The organism is Amycolatopsis sp. NPDC004079 (assembly GCF_040610415.1).
GTDB classification, from domain to species: Bacteria; Actinomycetota; Actinomycetes; order Mycobacteriales; family Pseudonocardiaceae; genus Amycolatopsis; species Amycolatopsis halotolerans.
This window is the reverse complement of sequence record NZ_JBEXMH010000071.1, coordinates 15631-37427: the sequence shown is the minus strand read 5'-3', so window position 1 is coordinate 37427 and position 21797 is coordinate 15631. Positions and strand designations below refer to the sequence as shown.

Sequence of the window (21797 nt, the reverse complement as noted above, 5' to 3'; positions counted from 1 at the left end):
CGCTCAAGACTAGAACACGTTCTCGTTTTTGTCGACGCGGTCTGTCCCGCGCGCGCCGTGCAACCCTGCCCGGCGGCCGGAAAAAACGCAGTCAGCCAGCGAAAGACCGCTCACATACGACCTGGAACAGATTCCCACCGCGGTGCGCCCGGCGGCGTAAAGACCGCGTACGCCGGCCACCGCGCCGGTGTCCTCGTCGACCACCAGGCCGCCCAGCGTCAGCATCGGACACGGGTAGCCGAGATTGGGCTTCACCGACACGTCGATCAGCGAGTACGGCGGCGTGTCCAGCGGCCGCGCGAAGTCCGCCGGTTTGCCCGCCGGGTCCGGACCGCGCTGGTACTCGGCGTAAGTCGCCGCGAGCCCAGCCGGGTCGATTCCGGCGCGCGCGGCCACTTCTTCGAGAGTCCCCGCGGTCACCCGGCCCTTGCCCAGCAGATAGCGCAGCTGAAGCGTCGCGAACCATTGGCCTTGTTTTCGCCCGTCCCGCCGGGCTTCGGCGACGATCGGTTCGTCGACCAGCAGCCAGCCTCGTCCGCCGTGCTCGGCGATCATCCGTTCGCCGATCGCCGCGCCGTACCGGGATTCGTCGATGATCCGCCGACCGTCCGCGCCGACCAGCAGCCCGCCGAGAAACGCCGACGGCGGCGTCAGAAACCGCCACGCCGACACCCGGTCCAGCTCCGCGGTGCGCCCGCCGACCTCGACCCCCATCTGGATGCCGGAACCGTCGTCGGCGGAGGTCCCGAGATCCAGCCCGCCGCGATACGCGGGCGCGTGCTCGCGCACCATCGCCCGGTTCACGATGAACCCGCCCGCCGCCAGCACCACGCCCCGCCGCGCACTAATCCGCAGCTCACGCGCGTGCTTACGCTCAATCCGCTCCACCCGCTGATGCAGCGACCGACGCAGCGGAGGCACGTAAATGCCCGGCTTGGCCGCCCAATCCGCGAGCCGCGCATGCCGCGCCCGCACCCACGAAGGCGCGTCCCGCAGACTGCGCGTGAGCACTCCGGTGACCGTGCCGGAGTCGTCAGTGATCAGGTTCGTCGCCTGCGTCTGCGGCAGCACCTGCACCCCGCGCTCGCGAGCCGCCGCCAGCAACTGCTTCATCAGCAGCTTCCCGGACGTGCCCGGCCCCTTGACCCGGTGTCCGCGCGGCGCGGGTTTCGCCACGTCGCGGAAGCCGCCGGACAGTTCGCTGCCGGAGTAGTACAGGTAATGCTTGTTGCTGGGATACGACGTCTTGTAGTCGCACATGCTGCCCTCGAACGGCACGCCTTGCCGCTCCAGCCACGACACCATGTCGACGCTTTCCTCGCAGAACCGCCGCAACGTCCGTTCCGACACGACGTCGCCGGTTTCCATCCGCAGGTACGCGTACATCGCGTCCACGCTGTCGTCGACGCCCGCCGCGCGCTGCTGCGGCGTCCCTCCCCCGGCGTAGACCACGCCGCCGCTCACGCGACTGGCCCCGCCGCCGGAGAACCGGTCGACCAGCAGCACCTCGGCGCCCGCGTCGGCCGCTTCGATGGCCGCGCACACGCCGGCCGCGCCGGCTCCGATGATCACGACGTCCGCCCCGAGCTCGTCCATAGTCCGCCACCCTAGAACTGGAACACGTTCTCGTCTATGGTGACGGAAGTGGCCCCGAGCAGGCCAGCTTTATCCGATAACACGTTGCATGTGAGGTGGCATGTCGGACGAGTACGACGTGGTGGTGGCCGGCAGCGGCGCCGCCGGGATGACCGCCGCGCTCGCCGCCGCCCATCGCGGCCTTTCCGTGGTGGTGCTGGAAAAGGCAGCCTGCTTCGGCGGTTCGACCGCCCGCTCCGGCGGGGGCGTCTGGCTGCCCGGCAACCACGCGCTGCGGGCCGCGGGCATCGAAGAACCGCCCGAACGCGCGAGGCAGTACCTGGAATCGATCGTCGGCGACGTCGTGCCGGAGCGGTTGCGCACGACCTTCCTCGACCACGGTCCCGAGGTACTGGAGTTCGTCACGCGGAACACGCCGCTGGAGTTCCAGTGGGTTCCCGGGTACAGCGACTACCACCCCGAGGCGCCCGGCGGACGTCCCGGCGGCCGGTCCGTGGAGCCGAAGGCGCTCGACGGCAAGCTGCTCGGCGCGGACCTCGCGCAGCTCGAACCGCCGTACAGCGCGCCGCCGCTCGGCGTGCCGATCACCCAGTCGGACTACCGCTGGCTGAGCCTGATCGCCCGGCATCCGCGCGGGTTCGCCCGGATGCTGTCGCTCGGGATGAAATGGCTGGTCGGGCGGGTCCGCGGACAGCAGCCGCTGTCCATGGGGCAAGCGCTTGCGGCCGGGCTGCGGAAGGGCCTGCGGGACGCGGGCGTCGAAGTTCTGCTGGACACTCCGCTGGTCGATCTGCAGGTGGAAAACGACGTCGTCACCGGCATCGTGGCGCGTCGCGACGGCGAAGAGACGCTGTTCCGCGCGCGTCGCGGAGTGGTGCTGGCCTGCGGCGGCTTCGAGCACAACGAAGAGATGCGCACCAAATACCAGCGCGCGCCGATCGGCACCGAATGGACCGTCGGCGCGGAGGCGAACACCGGCGACGGCATCAACGCCGGGCTCAAGCTCGGCGCGGCGACCGACCTCATGGACGACGCCTGGTGGGGACCGTCGTTCCCGCTCACCGGCGGTCCGTGGTTCGCGCTCGCCGAACGTTCGCGGCCCGGCTGCCTGATGGTCGACGCCGGCGGCACGCGGTTCGTCAACGAATCCGCGCCGTACGTCGAGGCCGTGCACGCGATGTACGGCGACGGCGACGGCCCCGGCAAGCACGTCCCCGCGTGGCTGGTGTTCGACCAGCGCTACCGCGACCGCTACCTGTTCACCGGCCTCGGCCCGCGGCAGCCGCTGCCCGGGCGCTGGTACAAGGCCGGGATCGTGGCGAAGTCCGCGACGCTGGCCGGGCTCGCCGAGAAGATCGACGTGCCCGCCGATGCCCTGGAGCAGACCGTCACGCGGTTCAACGGCTTCGCGCGCAAGGGCGTCGACGACGACTTCCAGCGCGGGCTCAGCGCCTACGACCACTACTACGGCGACCCGCGCAACCGCCCCAACCCGAGCCTCGGCGAACTCGCCAAGGCCCCGTACTACGCGGTCCGCGTGGTGCCCGGCGACCTGGGCACCAAGGGCGGGCTGCGGATTGACGAAAACGCCCGCGTCCTGCGAGAGGACGGCACAGTCGTGCCCGGCCTCTACGCGGCGGGCAACACCGGCGCGCCGGTGATGGGCCGGACCTACGCCGGACCGGGCGCGACCATCGGCCCGGCGATGGTGTTCGGCTACCTTGCGGCACAGGCGCTGGCGAACGAAGATCAGACCGGCACGGGAGGCAGGCAGTGACGCCGAAGACCGATGGATCCGAGATCCGCACGATCGACGCCGGGGCGCCCCCGGCGCGGTACGCCCGCGGCTGGCACTGCCTCGGGCTCGCAGACAGCTTCCGCGACGGCAAGCCGCACGCGGTGCAGGCGTTCGGCACGAAGCTCGTCGTGTTCGCGGACACCGCCGGGAAGCTGAACGTGCTCGACGGGTACTGCCGGCACATGGGCGGCGACCTGACGCAGGGTTCGGTCAAGGGCGACGAGATCGCCTGCCCGTTCCACGACTGGCGCTGGGGCGGCAACGGCAAGTGCAAGTCGATCCCCTACGCCAAGCGGGTCCCGCTGCGGGCGCGCACGCGGGCGTGGCAGGTGCTGGAGGAGAACAAGCAGCTGTTCGTCTGGCACGACCCGGAGGGCAACCCGCCGCCGGAGAACGTCGTGATCCCGCGCGTCGAGGGCGCGTTCAGCGACGAGTGGAGCAACTGGACCTGGGACTCGATCCTCATCGAGAACGCCAACTGCCGCGAGATCATCGACAACGTGGTGGACATGGCGCACTTCTTCTACATCCACTACGCCTTCCCGACGTATTTCAAGAACGTGTTCGAGGGCCACATCGCGACCCAGTACCTCAACACCAAGGGCCGCCCGGACATGGGCATGGCGTCCAATTACGGCGGCGAGGAGAACCTGCTCCGCTCGGAGGCGTCGTATTTCGGCCCCTCCTACATGATCAACTGGCTCGTGAACTCCTTCCAGGGCTTCGAAATCGAGAACGTGCTGATCAACTGCCACTACCCGGTTTCGCCGACGTCGTTCGTGCTGCAGTGGGGCATCATGGTCAAGAAGATGCCCGGCATTTCCGACGAGCACGCGGACAAGATCGCCGGGAAGCTCGCGAAGGGCATCGGCGTCGGATTCCTGCAGGACGTGGAGATCTGGAAGAACAAGACCAAGATCGACAATCCGCTGCTGTGCGAGGAGGACGGCCCGGTCTACCAGCTGCGCCGCTGGTACGACCAGTTCTACGTGGACGCCGCGGACGTCACCGAGGACATGACGCGCCGGTTCGAGTTCGAAGTGGACACCACGAAGGCGAACGAGGTGTGGGCCGCCGAGGTGCAGGAGAATCTCGCGCGCCAGCGGGCGGAGGCCGAGGCGGCGGCTCAGTCGGAGGAGGCTGGGGTGTGACGGCCGAAGCCACCGAATTCCTCACCTCCGGGCTGCGGCCGCACGAGTGCCGCAGCTGCGGAACCTGTGTGCTGGTCAAGAAAAACAGCCTGAAGCACACCAGCATCCAGTGGACCACCGACGCCGCGACCAGCTGCCCGGTGTTCGCCGCGCACGCCGCTTCCGGCGGTACCACCGCGTTGCTGGACACCTGCGAGAAACTCGCGGACAGCATCGACACCGCGGTGCGGGACGGCAATTTCGGGCAGGTGCGCAATGACTGACGTCGTCACGCTCACCGTCGCCGAGGTGATCGAGGAAACCGCGGACGCCCGGTCCATTGTGTTCGCGGTTCCGGACGAGCATCTCGAGCGGTTCGCCTACTCCCCCGGGCAATTCCTCACCCTGCGGATTCCCAGCGACCAAACGGGTTCCGTCGCGCGGTGTTACTCGCTTTCGAGTGCGCCGCACGAGGGCCGGGTCCAGGTCACAGTGAAGCGAACCGTCGACGGCTACGGCTCGAATTGGGTTTGCGACGAGCTTCGGGCGGGCGCGACGATCGAGGTGCTGCGGCCGTCCGGCGTGTTCTGTCCATCCTCTTTGGACTCTGACTTCCTGTTGTTCGCCGCGGGCAGCGGGATCACGCCGGTGATGTCGATTCTCAAGTCCGCGCTGGAAAAGGGCGACGGCCAGGTGGTGCTGGTTTACGCGAACCGCGACGAGCAGTCGGTGATCTTCGCCGCGGAACTGCGTGAACTGGCCGAGCGGTTCGACGACCGGCTCACTGTGGTGCATTGGCTGGAAAGCCTGCAGGGCCTGCCGACTGTCACCGCGTTGCGGGCGCTCGCCAAGCCTTACGCGGAGCATGAAGCGTTCCTCTGCGGCCCGGCTCCGTTCATGGCCGCCGCACAGGACGCGTTGCGCGAACTCGGCGCGCCACGGGAACGCGTGCACGTGGAGAAGTTCCACTCGCTTACGGGGAATCCCTTCGAGAGCGAGCCGGACCCCGTAGACGACACAGCGGACGAAGGCGGCGAGACCACCGCGCTCACCGTCGACCTCGACGGCGAAACCCGGCAGGTCACCTGGCCGCGCCAGCGGAAGCTGCTCGACCACCTGCTCGCCGAGGGTCTCGACGCGCCGTATTCCTGCCGCGAGGGCCAGTGCAGCGCGTGCGCGTGCCGCATCGTCTCCGGCGAGGTGAAAATGCTGAACAACGAGGTGCTGGACGCCGACGACATCGCCGACGGGATCGTGCTGGCCTGCCAGTCGGTACCGTTGACCGACGAGGTGTCCGTCAGCTACGAGTGAGTGGAGAACCCGTGCCCATCGACCCCGCGGTCGCGATCGGAGCCGATCTCGGCGAGGTCAATTTCGCTTGGACGCCGTCCGACGTGCTGCTGTATCACCTGGCCGTCGGCGCGGGCGCGGATCCGGTGGCCGAGCGCGAACTGCGCTACACCTACGAGCGCGACCTGCGCGTGCTGCCCACTTTCGCCACCGTCGCGGCGAATCTGCGCACCTTCGAGCCGCCCGCGCTGAAGTTCCCCGGCGTCGACGTCGACCTGGCGAAAGTGCTGCACGGCAAGCAGGAGATCGAACTGCACCGGCCGATCCCGGTCGAGGGCAAGGCGGTCGCGCGGACCCGGATCGCCGACGTCTTCGACAAGGGCAAGGCCGCGGTGCTGGTGCAGGAGACCGAGGTCGCCGACGAGTCCGGCGCTCCATTGTGGACAGCCCGGTCCAGCATCTTCGCCCGCGGCGAGGGCGGCTTCGGCGGCGAACGCGGGCCGTCGGACAAGATCGAGTGGCCCGACCGCGAACCGGACGCCGTGCTCGACGTGCCGACCCTGCCGCAGCAGGCGCTTTTGTACCGGCTGTGCGGCGACCGCAACCCGCTCCACGCCGACCCGGCGTTCGCCGAGGCCGCCGGGTTCGACCGGCCGATCCTGCACGGGCTGTGCACGTACGGCGTGGTCGCGAAGGCCGTGGTCGACGCGTTCCTCGACGGCGATCCCGAGCGCGTCTCGGCATTCGGGACGAAGTTCGCCGGCGTCGTGTTCCCCGGCGAAAACCTGCGCGTGCGCGTGTGGCGCGAAACCGGACGTCTGCTGGTCACGACCACCGCGCCGGAACGCGGCGACGCGCCTGTGCTGGCCGACACAGTGCTCACGCCCCGCTGACCGTCGGGACCGTTATACGGTTGTCCCATGGCGGACGAGCGAGACGGCACCTTCTTCGTGGTGCGCGGGCCAGTCGAGCCGGGCGACAAGCGCGGCCGTGAGCTGGGCTTCCCCACCGCGAACATCGCGCTGCGCGACCAGCGCGGCGAACTCGGCGACGGGGTGTGGGCCGGCTGGGCGGAGCGCGCGGACGGCACGCGCGTGGCCGCCGCGGTGTCCGTGGGCCGCCGCCCGACCTACTACGGGGCCGACGGCTACCGGCTGGTCGAGGCCTTCCTGCTCGACTTCGAGGGCGACCTGTACGGCGAACGCCTCACCGTCTGGCTCGGCAAGCACCTGCGGGAGCAGCAGGGGTTCGGTTCCGCGCAGGAGCTGATCGACGCGCTGGGCCGGGACGTGGCCGCCGCTCGCGAGTGGGTCGCCGCGCATCCGGCGGACACGCTGCCGACGCTGGCGGAACTGCCGCCGGACGGCGAAGTCCAGCGGCTCGGCTGATTCGCCGGGGCTCGCCCGCCAGGCTGACTCGCCGGGGTTCGTCGGCCGAGCTGACTCGCCGGGGCTCGCCCGCCGGGCTGACTCGCCGGGGTTCGCTGGCCGAGCTGATTCACGCTGGCTGATCCCGCCGGGTTTGATTCGCACGGCGGCGAGCAGCATGACACCCATGCCTGCTGACGCCCTGCCAAAGCTGCCCGAGCGCCCTCCGCGTGCAAGAATCCCCGCCGGAACGGCGAAGCTCAGCGGCTGGGCTAATTCCGCCGGACTAATCCGCCGGGACTAATCCACCGAGGCTGATTCCGCCGGGTTTGATTCGCACTGGCTGGTTCGCCGGGCTGATTCACGCTGGCTGAGGCACCCGATTCGAGCAGCCGCGCCGATTCCCGCCGGGTTGAGTCAGACTGCGGCGAGAAGCATGACTCCCATGCCCGCGCCCATCGCCGCACGGCACAGCGTGCGCGACGCGTGTCCCGGCACCGTCGTGCCGCGCGACCGCATCGCCACCACGCCCGAGCGGACCGCGTCCACCGCGAAGTAGGCCGCCGCGCCGAGCGCGACCACCGGCCACGCCAGCCTGGCGTCCATTGTGGACATCGTCATCCACGGCCCGTGCACCATGCCGCCGTGCGGCATCGCGGTGACCATGTACAGCATCGCCACCGCCGACAGCGCGTGGTGCGCGCAGCTGTGTCCCTCGGCGCGCCCTCGCCAGGCGGAGAAAGCGAACCAGCCCGCAGTCAGCACCAGCACGGCCTGCCAGCCCGCGGCCGGGATCGGACCGCCGACCGGGGACAGCATCGCGACCATCGCCACCACCAGCAGCAGTTCGGCGAGGTCGCCGTTGCGCACTCGATGGCCGAGGCTGACGTAGTCGAGCTTCACCAGCCGCAGCACGCACGGCAGCGCCAGCAACGCGAACAGCGCGGTGAACAGCCAGGCCAGCGGCACACTCACCTCGGCACCTCACTCCTCCGGACACGCTGCGTCACACGGGCCTTACCACCGTGACACGCGCGAGGCCGGAGGCACCAGCCAGCAATGAGGTGATCCGCGTTGACCCACAAGGACTATGCGCGGGCCGACAAGCCCAGCTCAGGCCGCTATATTCGGCCGATGCGCCCGCTTCGGTACTCCATCAACGTCACGCTGGACGGCTGCTGCGACCACCTCGCCGGCATCGCGCCGGACGAGGAGATGCACCGGCATTCGACCGAAATCATCGCCCGCGCCGACGCTCTCCTCTTCGGCCGCGTGATCTACGAAATGATGGAGGCGGCGTGGCGGCCGTCCGGGCAGTCCGCCGAACGGCCGGACTGGATGGAGCCGTTCGGCCGGACGATCGACGCGGCCAAGAAGTACGTCGTGTCCAGCAAGCTCGAGCGCGTCGACTGGAACGCCGAACTCGTGCGCGGCGATCTGCGGGAAGCGGTGCTGCGGCTCAAAGACCAGCCCGGCAAGGGGTTGTACACCGGCGGCTTGCGGCTGCCGCTCGCGTTGGCCGCGATGGGGCTGATCGACGAGTACGAGTTCATCGTGCACCCCCGGATCGCGGGACGCGGGCCGACCTTGTTCGCCGGGCTGCCGGAGCACCTCGACCTGAAGCTCGTGGACCGGAAGGAGTTCTCCTCCGGAGCGGTGGCGATGCGCTATGAACCGAAGTCTCCTCAGCGAGCCTGAGTCAAGACCAGCCCACTCGTCGGGACGCCGGTTCCGGCCGTGACCACCGCGGTAGCAGCGTTCGACACCTGATTCGCCGCTGTGCCGCGCAACTGCCGGACCGCCTCGGCGATGCCGTTCATGCCGTGGATGTAGGCCTCGCCGAGCTGGCCGCCGTGCGGGTTGAGCGGCAGCTTCCCGTCGAGGGTCAGCGTGTCGCCCGCGATGAAGTCCTTCGCCTCGCCGCGACCGCAGAACCCCAGTTCCTCCAGCTGCATCAGGACATACGGGGTGAAGTGGTCGTACAGCACCGCGACGTCCACATCGGACGGTCCGATCCCGGACTGGCCCCACAGCTGCCGTCCGACCACGCCCATTTCCGGCAGCGCGGCGAGGTCGTCGCGGTAGTAGCTGGTCATCACGTACTGGTCCGGCCCGCTCCCCTGCGCCGCCGCGGCCACCGTCACCGGCTTCTGCCGAAGGTCGCGCGCACGTTCGAGACTGGTGATCACCAGCGCGACGCCGCCGTCGCTTTCCTGGCAGCAATCGAGCAGGTGCAACGGTTCCGCGACCCAGCGCGAAGCTTGATGCTCCTCCAGCGTGATCGGGCGGCCGTGGAACCAGGCGTTCGGATTGGTCGCCGCGTGCGCCCGGTCGATGACCGCGATCTTCCCGAAATCCTCGCTGGTGGCCCCGTATTCGTGCAGATACCGTTGCGCGACCATGGCCACCGTCGCGGCCGGGGTCGCGATGCCCATCGGGTAGTGGAACGCATTGTCCACACCGGACGTATTCACCTGCTGGGCCGCGGCCGCCGACACACGACCGAACCGCATGCCGGAGCGCTCGTTGAACGCCCGGTACGCGACCACGACGTCGGCGATCCCGCTGGAGACCGCCATGGCCGCCTGCTGCACGGTCGCCGCCGCCGCGCCGCCGCCGTAATGGACGCGGCTGAAGAACGTCAGCTCCGGGATGCCCAGTTCGCGGGCGAGCGCGATTTCCGCGTTGCCGTCCATGGTGAACGACACCATGCCGTCCACATCGGACGGTTTCAGTCCGGCGTCGGCCAGTGCGTGGCTCACGCATTCGGCCGCCAGCCGCAGTTCGCTGCGTCCGGAATCCTTGGAGAACTCCGTCGCGCCGATCCCGGCGATGGCGGTGGTCCCGGTGAACGTCATGCGTCCTCCTCCGGCAGCGTCAGCGAAACCGTGCCGGTCACGTGCGCACCTAGACTGTCCACAGCGGACACTTCGAGCTCGACGTCGTTGCCGTCGCGGGCGGTGACCCGGCCGGAAAAGGCGAGCGTGTCCCCGGCGTAGCACGGCACGCCGAGCCGGATCTTGATCGAGCGGATGAGCGCCCGCGGGCCGGCCCATTCGCTCACGTACCGCTGCACCAGGCCGGTGTCGGTAAGGATGTTGAGGAAGATGTCCTTCGACCCGCGCGCGACCGCGGCGTCCCGGTCGTGGTGCACGTCCTGGAAATCCCGGGTCGCCAATGCCGTGCTGATCACGAACGTCGGCGTCGCCTCGAGCACCATCGGCGGCAGTTCGGTCCCGACTGCGGCAGTCATCGCGCCACCTTCCACGCGGGCAGGGTCAGGTCGTCGTCGACGCGCACGAACGCGGCGGTCACCGGAAGTCCGATGTGGACTTCGTCCGGTTCGGCGTCCAGCAGTTCGGCCATCACTCGCACGCCCTCCTCCAGTTCCACGAGCGCGACCACGAACGGCAGCCGCTTGCCCGGAACCGCCGGATGGTGGTGCACGACGAAGCTGTAGACCGTTCCGCGCCCGCTGGCGACGACGTAATCCGGCGTCGTGTCGAGCGATCCGTCCGGCGGCATCGGGCCCGGCGGATGCCGCAGCACCTCGCCCCAGCGCTGGATGCGCAGTTCGCCCTCGCGCAGACCGTCCCAGAAGAACTGGGTGTCGTGGCTGATCACCGGCCGCAGCACCGGCGACGGCGGCGGCTCCGGTTCGCGCGGGCGGAACTTCAGCACGCGGAACACCATGTCCGCCACCAGTTCCCCGTCGACGTACCAATTCGTCCGGGTGGTCACGAACCAGCCCTCGCCGAGCCCGGTGCGCTTCGGGCCGGTGACGTCCTCCAGCACGTTCGTGGTCGAAACGTGTTCGCCGGGCCGGAGATACCGGTGATAGGTCTGCTCGGAGTTGGTGGCCACAATGGACGTGTACCCGGCGTCGTCGAGCACCTGCAGGATCGCGCCGAGCGGGTCGTCGTCGCCGCGCACGCCGTGCAGCCCCGGCATCGTCCACACCTGCGCCATCGCCGGCGGCGCGACGAGTCCCTTGTGGACACTGGTCTCGGCGAACTCCTCGTCGGTGTAGACCGGATTGGCGTCGCCGATCGCCTCGACCCAGTTGTGCACCATCGCCTGGTTCACCGGATCACGCGCGTACCTCAGTGCGCTTTCGCCCTGTGCGGCGATTTTCGCGGCGGCTTCCTCGATCGTCATCGCGGCACCCTCGGCAGTTTCAGTCCGGCGGAGGCGATCAATTCGCGCTGGATCTCGCTGACGCCTCCGCCGAACGTCAGCACCAGGTTCCGTTTCGCCAGCACGTCGAGCCATTCGGCGAGTTCGGCGGTGTCCGGGTCGGCGAGGTCGCCGTGCCGCCCGACCAGTTCCTCCAGCAGCCTCCCGATCCGCTGGATTCGCTCGGAGGCGAACACTTTCGTCGCCGAGGCGTCGGCGATCTCGACCGACCCGTGCGCCGCGGCCGCCGCGACCTGCCAGTTCAGCAGTTCGTTGACCCGCGCGACCGCGAACGTCTCGGCCAGCACCGCGCGCACGTCCGGAAGGTCGAGCAGCGCCGCGCCGTCCGGGGTCCGGCGCGCCGCCGCCCACGCCCACACGCGGTCGTGCAGGCCGCCGATGCGCCCGGCCGGGCCGAGCATCACGCGCTCGTGGTTGAGCTGCGTGGTGATCAGCCGCCAGCCGCGGTTCTCCTCGCCCACCAGCATGTTCGCCGGCACGCGGACGTTCTCGTAGAACGTCGCGTTGACGTGGTGCGCGCCGTCGCAGGTGATGATCGGCGTCCACGAATAGCCGGGGTCGCGGGTGTCGACGATGAGGATCGAGATGCCCTTGTGCTTCGGCGCGTCCGGGTCGGTGCGCACGGCGAGCCACACGTAGTCCGCGTCGTGGCCGCCGGTGGTGAAGGTTTTCTGGCCGTTGATCACGTAATCGTCGCCGTCGCGCACCGCACGCGTGCGCAGCGAGGCGAGGTCCGTTCCGGCCTCCGGTTCGGTGTAGCCGATGGCGAAATGCACTTCTCCAGCCAGGATCTTCGGCAGGAACATCGCTTTCTGTTCCTCAGTACCGAAGGCCTGCAACGTCGGCCCGACCGTCTGCAGCGTCACCGATGGCAGCTGGACATCCGCGCGAGCGGCTTCGTCCACGAAGATGTGCTGCTCGATCTCGCCGAAACCGCCGCCGCCGTACTCCTTGGGCCAGCCCACGCCGAGCTTCCCGTCGCGGCCCATCCGGCGCACGACGTCGCGGTACACCTGGCCGTGCCGCTCGCGCAGCAACGCCCGGCGCTCGTCGGCGGTCAGCAGGCCCGCGAAGTACTCGCGCAGCTGCGCCCGCAGTTCTTGTTGCGCGGCCGTCAGTTCGATGTGCATGCTCATCCCGCCACTCGTTCGCCCAGTCGGCCGAGCCGGTGCGCCGCTCCCCCGACCGCGCGGCCGAGGTCCTTCACCGCCGAGGAATACCGATGCAGCGGATAGGTGCGGTCGACGCCGACGCCGCCGTGCAAGTGATGACAGATCGCCAGCGCGGACGGCGCTTCCTCGGTCAGCCAGTAGGCCGCGATGTCCAGCTCGGTGTCCGCGTCCAATCCGGACGCCAGCCGCCAGACCGCCGACAGCGCGGCCAGATGCACGGTGCGGGAAGCGACGTAGACGTCCGCGATTTGCTGGGCCACCGCCTGGAAAGTCGCAAGTGGACGGCCGAACTGCGTGCGCTCGCCGACATGTTTGGCGGTCAACGCCAACGCTCCGGCGAGCAATCCGTCGCCTAGCGCGAGCGCGCCTGCCAACGCGTAGCGGTGCAGCGTCTGCAACGCATGTCCCGCCGTGCGGTCACGCAGGAAATCGGCTTCGCTCACCTTCGCGCCATCGAATCGCACCGTGTATTCGGGCGTCCCGGCCGCGTTGTACGCGGGCAGCACTTCGACACCGTCAGCTCGCGGATCCACGAGCGCGACGCCGGTACCTCCCGGCAGCGCGATCGGCGTGAGAATCCGTGTCGCCTCAGCGGCGTACGGGACGTGTGTCTTGACGCCGGTCACCGCCCAAGCGCCGTCCGCCGCCGCACCGCTGGTCCCGGGGATGGAGGTCAGCGGTGCGGACGGCTCGTGCAAGGCGGCAGTGAGAATGCTCTCCCCCGCCGCTGCGGGCGGCAGGAACTCCGCACGCTGCTCCGGGGTGCCGAGCGCCTCGATCGGCAGGATGCCGAGCGCCAGCACCGCGTACGCGGGCACGGCCGCCGCGGCCCGGCCCACCTCGGTGAGCACCGGGGCGACGTGGTCGACGCCGAGCCCGTCTCCGCCGAGGTCGGCGGGCAAGGGCAGCGCGAGCAGGCCCGCGTCGGCCAGCGCTCGCCACTGGTCGGCGGGCTCGTCGGCCTTCCCGAGCACTTGCGCGGCGAGCGAGCTGATCTCGCCCTGCGTATCGTCGGGGGTGAAGTCCACTCCGGTCTCCCTCCACCTAGGTGGAACACGTTCTATTTTTAGCCGGTATGGGCTGGCTCGGCAACCCCCAGGACCGGGGTCCGGGCAGCAGATCGACCGCGGAGCGGAGAGGGGCGGCACGCCGACGTGGGTGCGGAACAAGTTCTCAAATCAGCGTTGGGCGACGTCGGCTGGCAGGCAACGAGGAAGCTCGCGACCATCCCGCCCACCGCGGGCGTGCCCGACCCGAAGCCGCTGTCCCTGCCCGGCCGCGGCCAGACCGTCGTGGTGGACGTCGGCCCGCGGCACGCGCCCGCGGTGATCCTGCTGCACTCGGTGGCGTGCACCGGCCTGCTCACCTGGTACCCCGCGCTGGAGCGGCTGTCCAAGAACCACCGGGTCGTCGTGTTCGACCAGCGCTGGCACGGCCAGGGCATCCGCACCCACGAGTTCAGCCTCGACGACTGCGCGGACGACGTGGCGGCGGTCGCGGACGCGCTGGGGATCGACGAGTTCCTGGTCGCGGGCTACTCGATGGGCGGCATGGTCGGGCAGTTGACCGCCCACCGCTACCCGGACCGCGTCACCGGCCTGGTGCTGTGCTCGACGGCGAGCAACTTCCGCCGGGGCATCCGGCAACGCGTGGCGCTGGACCTGTTCGGCCGCACCCTGCACCTGCTGCGCGACCAGGCCCGCATCGGCCTGGTCCCGGGCGAACCCCGCCGCGAACGCCTCGCCCGGCTGGAGGACCACCGATGGGCGCTGGAGGAGTTCCGCTCGACGAGCCCGTGGGCGATCGCGGTGGCCTTGGACGAGATCGGGCGCTTCGATTCGACCCCGTGGCTGCACACGCTCGACCTGCCCGCGGCGGTTGTGGTGACTTCGCGGGACGGGTTCATCGCGCCCGCACATCAGCGGAGCCTGGCGCGGCGGATTCCGGGGGCGGCGACTTATGAGATTCCGGCTGGGCATACCGCGTGCGTGTTCGCGGCGGATCAGTTTGTCGCGGCGTTGATGGCGGCTTGCACTTCGGTGCAGGCGGCTGTCTCGGGGCAGGAGCGGATCGCGGATTCGGCTTAGGGTTGCGTCTCGTGCGCGGCGATCCCGGTGAGAACCGCGATTGCCACGCACGACCGCCTCAGTACGTCGAAACCAGGTCCGCCGGCCGAAGCTCCAGCCGGTACGGCACCTCCAGCCGCACCACGTCGTCGCCCGTCGCCTCGCCGTCGAGCACATACTCGCCGTCCGCCAGCCGGAAGCAGCTCAGCGTCGGCTCGTTCGGCTCGATCACCCAGTAGTACGGGCAGCCCGCGAGCGCGAGCCGGGCGGGCTTCAGGAACCGGTCGATGTGCCTGCTCGACGGCGACACCACCTCGACCGCCAGCACCGGGACGCCGACCAGCGCGCGTTCGGTGAAGGTTTCGCGCCGCCCGACCACGACGTCCGGGATCATCACGGTGAACTCGTCGAGCACCACGTCCACCGGCGCGGGGAGGACCTCGCAGTCGGCAGGGCACACCGGGGTGAGCGCGGCGAGAAGGCGCGCGACCACCCGCTGGTGCAGCGGACGCGGGGACGGGCTCACCAGAAGCGTCCCGTCCACCAGCTCGTACCGGCGGCGTTCATCCGAGATCGTCTCCAGGTCCCGACGCGTGAGACGGTCGCCGTGTGCGAACATCGGGACTGTCATCATGCTGCCCCCGCAGGCGGGCCGATCGGAAACGACTCAGCCAGGGTAGTCGGGCACGCGCGGCAGCGCGAACCGTCCCTCGGCGGGCCGCCGACCCGGCTAGCCCATTCGCCGCGGGGCTCGTCCGCCGAATCGCTCACCGTGGGTCACCGAAACGCGGGGATACCGCCCCGGACAGCGCAGCCGTGCCCAGCGAACAGGTTCTTTCGCAGAATCCGGATGATTTATCGAAACCGCAATTCCGCGTCCAGTAAACGGCCATCACGGGATTACCTACCCGTTGAATGGCCTCGAAAAACCTGCTGTGGCGCATCCCGAAAGGAAACCCTATCATCAGCCGTGCCCGCGTCCCGTGAATGGGTGATTCAGCGGAATTTCACCATTTCGCACGCTATTCGCGCTCCGTAATTAACCAGCTGGACCGCTGCGCCGCCTAGGCTGAACGGACGTCCTCGAATTCCGTCCTCCGGTGGTGGTCATGCCTGCCCCCAGCCGCCCGGCGTCCCTCTTCCGCCTCGACGGTTCCGCGGCGGAAACCGACCTGCTGACCCCGTTGTCCCCCGAGCAGATCAGCGCCGACCGCCCGGTCGAGCTGCCCGGCACGCGCGCCCGGCTGGTCGCGGGCGCGTTCCGCACCGAGGCCCCGCAATGGCTGCAGCACGCCGAAGCCCTCGGCGGCGGCCCGCTCGACCTGCCCTCGACGCTGCCGTTCGCCGTGCTCCTCGTGCCGCGCCCGCCGTGGACCTACGCGGTCACCTGGGGCGCGGGACATCTCGTGCTCAACGACGAACACGTCGAGCAGGGTTTCGGGCTGCGCTTCGGAATCCGCCGTCTCGACCCGTTCGACCTCGGGCTCGTCGCGAGCGCCGCGCTGGACGTTTCCGCGCGGGCCACGCAAATCTCGATCCCGGGCGGCGGCGAACTGTCCGCGTTCCGGCTCGAACCCTACGGCGATCTCGTCCACCGGCTCGCCGGTTCAGCGGACCTGACCGACCTCACCTACGGCCGGGTGACCGGCAAGCGCTACCGTATCCGCGTCGGCACCTCGCTGTGGGCACCGCTGGCCAAGGATCCCGAAGCGTTCCTGGCCGATCTCGACGCCGTCGGTGCCGTCGTCGCCGAACCGGACGCGGATTCCGCACTGCGCTTCATCGCCCAGACCCGCCCGATGGACCGGCACCACCCGCTCGTGCCCGAGCTGGAACGGCAACTCGCCGAAGCACTCGGCGGCAGCGACGCACTCGGCCTGGCGTGGCCGTCGAGCGCCGCGAACGACGCGGAGAACGCCATTTCGTTCCGCATCGCCGCTCTCGGCCCCGGCGGCCCGATCCACGTGCCCGGCCGCCTGGAACTGGACCACCTGACCACGCGCCTCGCGGCGATTCCCGTTGAGCGGCGGCTGAAAGCCCTGCGCGCGGGCCGCATCACGACCTGCGCCGACGAGGCGGGCGCGGAACCCACCGGAGCGCCACTGCCCGCCGCTCGCTGGCTGGTGTTCGAGACGACTCTCGAGCACACGCGGTACGTCTTCCATCAGGCGCGCTGGTACCGGATCGGCGAGACTTACGTGGCGCAGATGCGGGATCAGGTACGCGATCTGCTGGCACGCAAGCACATCTGGCCGGACATCACGTGGAAGCCGAGCGGTCAGCCTGACGACGAACACCGGTATTGCCAGCGGGTCGCCGCGCTTGCGCCGGGGTATCTGTGCCTGGACAAGGATTTCGCGAGCACACCCCTGCATCCGCGATTCGAGCTGTGCGACTTGCTGGGGCCTGAGGACGAGCTGATCCACGTCAAATGGCTAGGCCGCGCGACGGCGGCCAGCCACCTCTACACGCAGGCACTGGTGTCCGCGGAGGCTCTGCACGATGAGCCGGACGCATTGGCGCAACTGGCCGACAAGGTGTCCACATTGGACCCTGGCCGGGCGCTGGGCGGCGCGCCGGACACTGTCGTGCTCGCTGCCGCGGGCCGAGCATGGGAGGTGGACCAGCTGTTCACCCTCTCGCAGGTCGCGTTGCTGCGGCTGGACCGAGCGGTTCGGAGCCTGCGCGCGACGTTGAAGTTCGCCGACATCCCTTACACGGCGAAGAAGAAGCGCCGCTAAGCCGGAGCGGCCTTGCTCAACTCGTCCAGCGCCTCCGGCAACGCGTCCGCCAGCGGCCACAAATCCTTCACCAATTCCTTGGCCCCCAGCAACCCCACACCCACCTTGCCGTCATTGGACAACACCGTGATGTTGAGCCCCGCCCCGTGAAAAACCGGCCCCAGCGGATACAACCCGGTGATCCGCGCCCCCAGCAAATACAGCGGCGTCGGCGGACCGGGAACGTTCGAAATGATCAGGTTGTGCACCACCGGATGCCGTTCGGCCAGTCGCAGCGCCGAATACGCGCGCACGCCCAGCCCGAACACCGTCGCCGGGGAGAATTGAGCCCAGTCGGCGAGCATGTCCGCGTCGATGTCGTAATGGTGGTCCTTCGCCCGCCGGTTCGCCTCGGCCAGGAAGAACACACGCGCCGCCGGGTCGGGCACATGCGTTGGCAGCGAAGCGAAAAAGGCGGACACGCGATTGCTGCCGTGATCGCGTTCCGTGCGTTCGTGCACCGACACCGGAACGGTCGCCACCAGCGGATCGCCCGGCAGCTCGCCGCGGCCGAGCAGGAATTGCCGCAGTGCGCCGGAAACCAGCGCGAGCACCACGTCGTTCACGGTGACGCCGAAAGCGTCCTTCACCTGCTTCACCGCATCAAGGTCCAGCTGCGCGAACGCGACCGAACGGTGTCCGGTGATGGTCCCGTTCAGCGAGGTCCGCGGCGCGGTGAACGGCACCGGCATTCCCTTGCCGCGCAAGGTTTTCATCGCCCACTTCGGCACCAGCCCCAGCAGCTCCGGCAGCAAGCGGGCGATCTCGAACGGCCGGTGCAGCAGCGAATCGGCACTCTCGCGCAGCAGCCGCAACCGGGTGGGCAGGCCGTCGTTGTGCCGCTCGCCGGCGGGCAGCTCGGGCAGCGGCGCGTCGGGTTCGAGCCCGGCGAGGTAGCCGATCAAGCTCGCCCCGCCGACGCCGTCGACGCTCGCGTGATGCATTTTCAGCAGCACCGCCAGGCGTCCGTCCGACAGGCCCTCGATGACGTAGCACTGCCACAGCGGATGCGCGCGGTCGAGCCGCTGCCCGGCGATGTGCGCGCACATCTCGGCGAGCTCGCGGTCGTCGCCCGGCGCGGGCAGGCCGATCCGGTGCACGTGGTTGTCGAGGTCGAAATCCTCGTCCTCGACCCACACCGGGTGGTTCAGGTTCCAGAGTGGATTGTGGAGTTTGCGGCGGAACGCCGGGATCACCGCGACGCGTTCGGCGAGGCGGCGCTTGAACTCGGGGAACGCGTAGCCGCCGGGCATGGTCGAACCGTCCAGCGTCAGCAGGCCGCAGACGTGCAGGACCTGCGAGGGCGTCTCCAGGTAGAGGAAGCTCGCGTCCAGCCCGCTCAGTCGCTGCATGCCTGCCAGCGTAAGGCAGAACCCTGGCCGGGGCGCTCGGCGGAGGTAGCATCGGGCAGGTGAAACCGGACTTCGTGACCCGCCGGGCGGCGCAGCTCGGCCTCGCCGCCCTCGCGCTGCGGCCGCCGAAACCGCGGCCGACCTCGATCCCGGTGTTCTTCGCCGGCTGGCTCACCGGCGAACTCGCGCCGCACCTGCTCGCCCTCACCGCGGCCGACACCGTGCAGCACGTCGCGCGCCACGGGTTGCGCCGCCGCAGCGATCGCGCCGGGCTGGCGTTGGCGGCGCTGTCCGCGGCTGGTTTCGCCTCGCTGATCGCGACCTCGCAGAAGGCGCGCATCGAGGTCGAGTCCGCGCTCACCGAAGCACTCGGCGAGGACTACGCCGCGCAGCTCGCGAACCCGTCGGACTTCTCGACGCCGTGGGGACGGCTGCTGATGCCGTTCCGGATCCACGAACCGGACGTCGTGCGCGACCGGAATGTCGCTTACGCCCCTGGCGGCAAACGATTCCTGCTGGACGTCTACCGTCCGCGCGAAACCGTCCGCGACGCGCCGGTGCTGCTGCAGATCCACGGCGGCGCGTGGACGATCGGCAACAAGCAACAGCAGGGCCTCCCGCTGATGCGCCACCTCGCCCGGCGCGGCTGGGTCTGCGTGGCGATCAACTACCCGCTCTCCCCCGCGTCGCGCTGGCCCGCACACATCGTCGCCGCCAAGCAAGCGCTCGCCTGGATCCGCGAGCACATCGCGGAGTACGGCGGCGACCCCCGGTTCGTCGCGGTCACCGGCGGTTCGGCGGGCGGGCACCTGGCCGCACTGCTCGCGCTGACCCAGAACGACCCGGCGCTGCAGCCCGGTTTCGAGGAGGCGGACACGAGCGTGCAGGCCTGCGTGCCGCACTACGGCGTGTACGACATCGCGGCGTCGACCGGCGAGGAGGAAAGCCGGTACCGGCTGGAAAGCCTGATGGCGCGGCGGGTGTTCGCGCCGGAGCACCGGCTGGACGACTACCTCGCGGCGTCCCCGATGGACCGGGTCGCAGAGGACGCGCCGCCGTTCTTCGTGATCCACGGCAAGCACGATTCGCTCGTGCCGGTCGCGGAGGCGCGGGAGTTCGTCGCCCGGCTGCGCGCCAAATCCGCCCATCCGGTGGCGTACGCGGAACTCGCCGGCGCGCAGCACGCGTTCGACGTGTTCCCGTCAATCCGCAGCACGCATGTGGTGCGCGGCGTCGAGCACTTCCTCGACTGGGCTCGCGCTCAGGCGTTGACCCCGGTCAGCGAAAAGAACTCCTGACGCGACCGGGCGTCCTCGCGGAGCGTGCCCATCAGGGTGGACGTGACCGTGGACGAGCCGGTCGCCTGCACGCCGCGCAGGGTCATGCAGGTGTGCTCGGCCTCGATCACCACGCCGACGCCCTTCGGCGACAGCTGGTCGCCGAGCCAGCCCGCGATCTGCTTCGTCAGCCGCTCCTGCACCTGCGGACGGCACGCGAAGTACTCGACGATCCGCGCGAGCTTCGACAGCCCGAGGATCCGCTCGCCCGGCAGGTACCCGACGTGCGCGACGCCGATGAACGGCAGCAGGTGGTGTTCGCAGACCGACCGGACCGGGATGTCGCGGGCCAGCACCAGCTCGTCGTAGCCCTCGTCGTTGGGGAACGTGGTGAGGTCGAATTCGCGGGGCGTGAACAGCTCGGCGTACGCGCGCGCCATCCGGCCCGGGGTGCCGCGCAGGCTCTCCGAGTCGAGGCTGACGCCGAGCGCGCGCAGGAAGTCCCCCGCCGCGGTTTCGGCAGCGGCCAGGTCAAGGCCGGGATCGGGCTCGTGGACGACGCGGAGGGCGGTTCCGGACGACTGCATGGGCGATCCTCGGGCGGTCGGGGCTGGCAGGACGTGGTTTCGCCTATAAATCTTGGTCTTATCACCTCGCGGAGTCAATGTGACCAGGTGAACAAGCCGGGTAGCGGGTTCGGAGAACCTCGCTGGGCGTTATCGTGGGTGTGTGACGAGTGACCTGGCGACCATCCGCGCGGTAGCGGCGCTGGACGAGGACCTGCGCCGGGGGATGTACGCGTTCATCCGCGACGCCGGCCGCCCGGTGACGCGCGAGGAGGCGGCCTCGGCGGTCGGCATCTCGCGCAAGCTGGCGGCGTTCCACCTGGACAAACTCGTGACGGCCGGCCTCCTGCGCGCCCGCTACGAGACCGTCGGCGGCGTCCGCAAGGTGGGCCGCGCCCCGAAGGTCTACGAGCCCGCCGCGACCGACTTCGCGATCACCATCCCGCCTCGGCACCCGGACGTACTGGCCGCGATCCTGGTGGACGCGGTCGCCTCAGCGGCCCCCGGGGAACCGGCCCGGGACGCCGCCCTGCGCGAGGCCGGAGCGCACGGCACCGCGGCTGGTGCCGCCGAACGCGAACGCTCCCGCCCGGGCCGCCTTGGCACGGAACGCGGGCTGACGCTGACGAGCACGGTCCTGGCCCGGCACGGTTTCGAGCCGAACCGCGAGACGCCGGTGTGCCTGCGGATGCGCAACTGCCCGTTCCAGCCGCTGGCCGCTCGCGCGCCGGATCTGGTGTGCGGGATGACGGACCGGTTCCTGACCGGGGTCGTGGAGGGGCTGGAGGTGCCCGGGGTGTCGACGGCGCGGGTCGCGCCGCGCGATGGCGGGTGCTGCGTGGAGCTTCGGGGGACTGAGTCAGCCGGTAGCTGACCGGGTTTGGTTCAGCCGGCGGGCGAGGTAGGCGGGGATGTCTTCGAACTTGACGTGATCGTCGAAGATGCCGGTGCTGTCTTCGAAGACGGCTGCCGAGAGGTCGGGGACGACCAGCGCTTCGAATTCGGTGCCGTCGATGTCGAAGGCGAGGAACCAGTTCCACGGGGTGGTCGGCACCGGCGCTGACTCCGGGCGCAGTTCCACGACGACGTTTCGCGCCGGGAAGCGGGCTTCCAGCTCGGCGTTCCAGGCTTGGCAGCGGTCGAGCATGAACGGGCGTTGCCGCGCCCAGCTGCCCGGGTCGGGTCGCGCTGTCTTTCTTGCCACGT

General features: G+C 69.8%; 22 protein-coding genes. 11 read left to right on the top strand and 11 right to left on the bottom strand.

The genetic code is table 11. From position 1 onward, the window contains the following. Positions 1–9 precede the first annotated feature (9 nt). The gene (locus ABZX37_RS41795; RefSeq protein ID WP_354749327.1) at positions 10–1596 is read right to left on the bottom strand and encodes an FAD-binding protein; all 1587 of its coding nucleotides are present in this window, start codon (positions 1594–1596) and stop codon (positions 10–12) included. A 100-nt stretch (positions 1597–1696) separates the two neighbouring features. Here ABZX37_RS41795 and kstD point away from each other — a divergent pair, with 100 nt between their 5' ends. The 6 genes from kstD to ABZX37_RS41765 are packed head-to-tail and all read left to right on the top strand — an operon-like array spanning position 1697 to position 7202. Further along, positions 1697–3373 (top strand): 3-oxosteroid 1-dehydrogenase, encoded by a 1677-nt coding sequence (gene kstD, locus ABZX37_RS41790; RefSeq protein WP_354749325.1) that lies wholly within the window; start codon positions 1697–1699, stop codon positions 3371–3373. Next, complete coding sequence (locus ABZX37_RS41785) at positions 3370–4545, top strand: Rieske 2Fe-2S domain-containing protein (protein WP_354749323.1); 1176 nt, start codon at positions 3370–3372, stop codon at positions 4543–4545. The genes kstD and ABZX37_RS41785 overlap by 4 nt, the downstream gene beginning before the upstream one ends. Continuing rightward, on the top strand, positions 4542–4808 hold the full coding sequence (locus tag ABZX37_RS41780; protein ID WP_344267724.1) for a hypothetical protein: 267 nt from the start codon (positions 4542–4544) through the stop codon (positions 4806–4808). The genes ABZX37_RS41785 and ABZX37_RS41780 overlap by 4 nt, the downstream gene beginning before the upstream one ends. Continuing rightward, complete coding sequence (locus ABZX37_RS41775; RefSeq protein WP_354749321.1) at positions 4801–5835, top strand: ferredoxin--NADP reductase; 1035 nt, start codon at positions 4801–4803, stop codon at positions 5833–5835. The genes ABZX37_RS41780 and ABZX37_RS41775 overlap by 8 nt, the downstream gene beginning before the upstream one ends. An 11-nt stretch (positions 5836–5846) precedes the next feature. Beyond that, the gene (locus tag ABZX37_RS41770) at positions 5847–6707 is read left to right on the top strand and encodes a MaoC/PaaZ C-terminal domain-containing protein (RefSeq protein ID WP_354749319.1); all 861 of its coding nucleotides are present in this window, start codon (positions 5847–5849) and stop codon (positions 6705–6707) included. Positions 6708–6734: 27 nt separating this feature from the next. Continuing rightward, positions 6735–7202: a riboflavin kinase gene (locus ABZX37_RS41765; protein ID WP_354749317.1), complete on the top strand. Its 468-nt coding sequence runs from the start codon at positions 6735–6737 to the stop codon at positions 7200–7202. Positions 7203–7598: 396 nt separating this feature from the next. On the opposite strand, the gene ABZX37_RS41760 is transcribed toward ABZX37_RS41765, so the two are convergent. Then, on the bottom strand, positions 7599–8156 hold the full coding sequence (locus ABZX37_RS41760) for a DUF5134 domain-containing protein (RefSeq protein ID WP_354749315.1): 558 nt from the start codon (positions 8154–8156) through the stop codon (positions 7599–7601). Between the two features lie 159 nt (positions 8157–8315). Here ABZX37_RS41760 and ABZX37_RS41755 point away from each other — a divergent pair, with 159 nt between their 5' ends. Continuing rightward, positions 8316–8879 carry a dihydrofolate reductase family protein gene (locus ABZX37_RS41755; protein ID WP_354749313.1) on the top strand — a complete coding sequence of 188 codons (564 nt, stop codon included), beginning with the start codon at positions 8316–8318 and terminating at the stop codon, positions 8877–8879. Here the strand turns inward: ABZX37_RS41755 and ABZX37_RS41750 are convergent. Genes ABZX37_RS41750 through ABZX37_RS41730 form a run of 5 tightly spaced genes read right to left on the bottom strand, consistent with a single transcriptional unit; the run spans position 8867 to position 13578 of the window. Continuing rightward, complete coding sequence (locus tag ABZX37_RS41750; protein ID WP_354749311.1) at positions 8867–10039, bottom strand: lipid-transfer protein; 1173 nt, start codon at positions 10037–10039, stop codon at positions 8867–8869. The two genes, ABZX37_RS41755 and ABZX37_RS41750, sit on opposite strands and share 13 nt — an antisense overlap. Further along, a complete protein-coding gene (locus tag ABZX37_RS41745) occupies positions 10036–10434 on the bottom strand; it encodes a MaoC family dehydratase (protein ID WP_354749309.1) in 399 nt (132 codons plus the stop codon). The genes ABZX37_RS41750 and ABZX37_RS41745 overlap by 4 nt, the downstream gene beginning before the upstream one ends. Beyond that, positions 10431–11339, bottom strand: a complete 909-nt coding sequence (locus ABZX37_RS41740) for an OB-fold domain-containing protein (protein ID WP_354749308.1) — start codon at positions 11337–11339, stop codon at positions 10431–10433. The genes ABZX37_RS41745 and ABZX37_RS41740 overlap by 4 nt, the downstream gene beginning before the upstream one ends. Further along, positions 11336–12508 (bottom strand): acyl-CoA dehydrogenase family protein, encoded by a 1173-nt coding sequence (locus tag ABZX37_RS41735; protein ID WP_344268519.1) that lies wholly within the window; start codon positions 12506–12508, stop codon positions 11336–11338. Before ABZX37_RS41735 ends, ABZX37_RS41740 begins: the two co-directional genes overlap by 4 nt. 2 nt (positions 12509–12510) lie before the next feature. Beyond that, entirely contained in the window at positions 12511–13578 is a 1068-nt protein-coding gene (locus ABZX37_RS41730) for an acyl-CoA dehydrogenase family protein (protein ID WP_354749306.1), read from the bottom strand. A 126-nt stretch (positions 13579–13704) separates the two neighbouring features. Between ABZX37_RS41730 and ABZX37_RS41725 the strand changes: the two genes are divergently transcribed. Continuing rightward, positions 13705–14637: an alpha/beta hydrolase gene (locus ABZX37_RS41725; RefSeq protein WP_354749304.1), complete on the top strand. Its 933-nt coding sequence runs from the start codon at positions 13705–13707 to the stop codon at positions 14635–14637. Between the two features lie 58 nt (positions 14638–14695). On the opposite strand, the gene ABZX37_RS41720 is transcribed toward ABZX37_RS41725, so the two are convergent. After that, positions 14696–15235, bottom strand: coding sequence for a Uma2 family endonuclease (locus ABZX37_RS41720; RefSeq protein WP_354749338.1), 540 nt, complete (start codon positions 15233–15235; stop codon positions 14696–14698). Between the two features lie 490 nt (positions 15236–15725). On the opposite strand from ABZX37_RS41720, the gene ABZX37_RS41715 reads away from it, so the two are divergent. Next, the gene (locus tag ABZX37_RS41715) at positions 15726–17357 is read left to right on the top strand and encodes a TIGR04141 family sporadically distributed protein (RefSeq protein WP_354749302.1); all 1632 of its coding nucleotides are present in this window, start codon (positions 15726–15728) and stop codon (positions 17355–17357) included. Here the strand turns inward: ABZX37_RS41715 and ABZX37_RS41710 are convergent. Continuing rightward, positions 17354–18748 carry a wax ester/triacylglycerol synthase family O-acyltransferase gene (locus ABZX37_RS41710; protein ID WP_354749300.1) on the bottom strand — a complete coding sequence of 465 codons (1395 nt, stop codon included), beginning with the start codon at positions 18746–18748 and terminating at the stop codon, positions 17354–17356. The two genes, ABZX37_RS41715 and ABZX37_RS41710, sit on opposite strands and share 4 nt — an antisense overlap. Positions 18749–18807: 59 nt before the next feature. Between ABZX37_RS41710 and ABZX37_RS41705 the strand changes: the two genes are divergently transcribed. Next, complete coding sequence (locus ABZX37_RS41705) at positions 18808–20046, top strand: alpha/beta hydrolase (protein WP_354749298.1); 1239 nt, start codon at positions 18808–18810, stop codon at positions 20044–20046. Here the strand turns inward: ABZX37_RS41705 and folE are convergent. Then, entirely contained in the window at positions 20010–20612 is a 603-nt protein-coding gene (gene folE / locus ABZX37_RS41700; protein WP_354749297.1) for a GTP cyclohydrolase I FolE, read from the bottom strand. The two genes, ABZX37_RS41705 and folE, sit on opposite strands and share 37 nt — an antisense overlap. A gap of 142 nt (positions 20613–20754) precedes the next feature. Here folE and ABZX37_RS41695 point away from each other — a divergent pair, with 142 nt between their 5' ends. Then, a complete protein-coding gene (locus ABZX37_RS41695; protein ID WP_354749295.1) occupies positions 20755–21465 on the top strand; it encodes a transcriptional regulator in 711 nt (236 codons plus the stop codon). Here ABZX37_RS41695 and ABZX37_RS41690 read toward each other — a convergent pair. Beyond that, on the bottom strand, positions 21451–21795 hold the full coding sequence (locus ABZX37_RS41690) for a hypothetical protein (protein WP_354749293.1): 345 nt from the start codon (positions 21793–21795) through the stop codon (positions 21451–21453). The genes ABZX37_RS41695 and ABZX37_RS41690 overlap by 15 nt on opposite strands. Positions 21796–21797 lie beyond the last annotated feature (2 nt).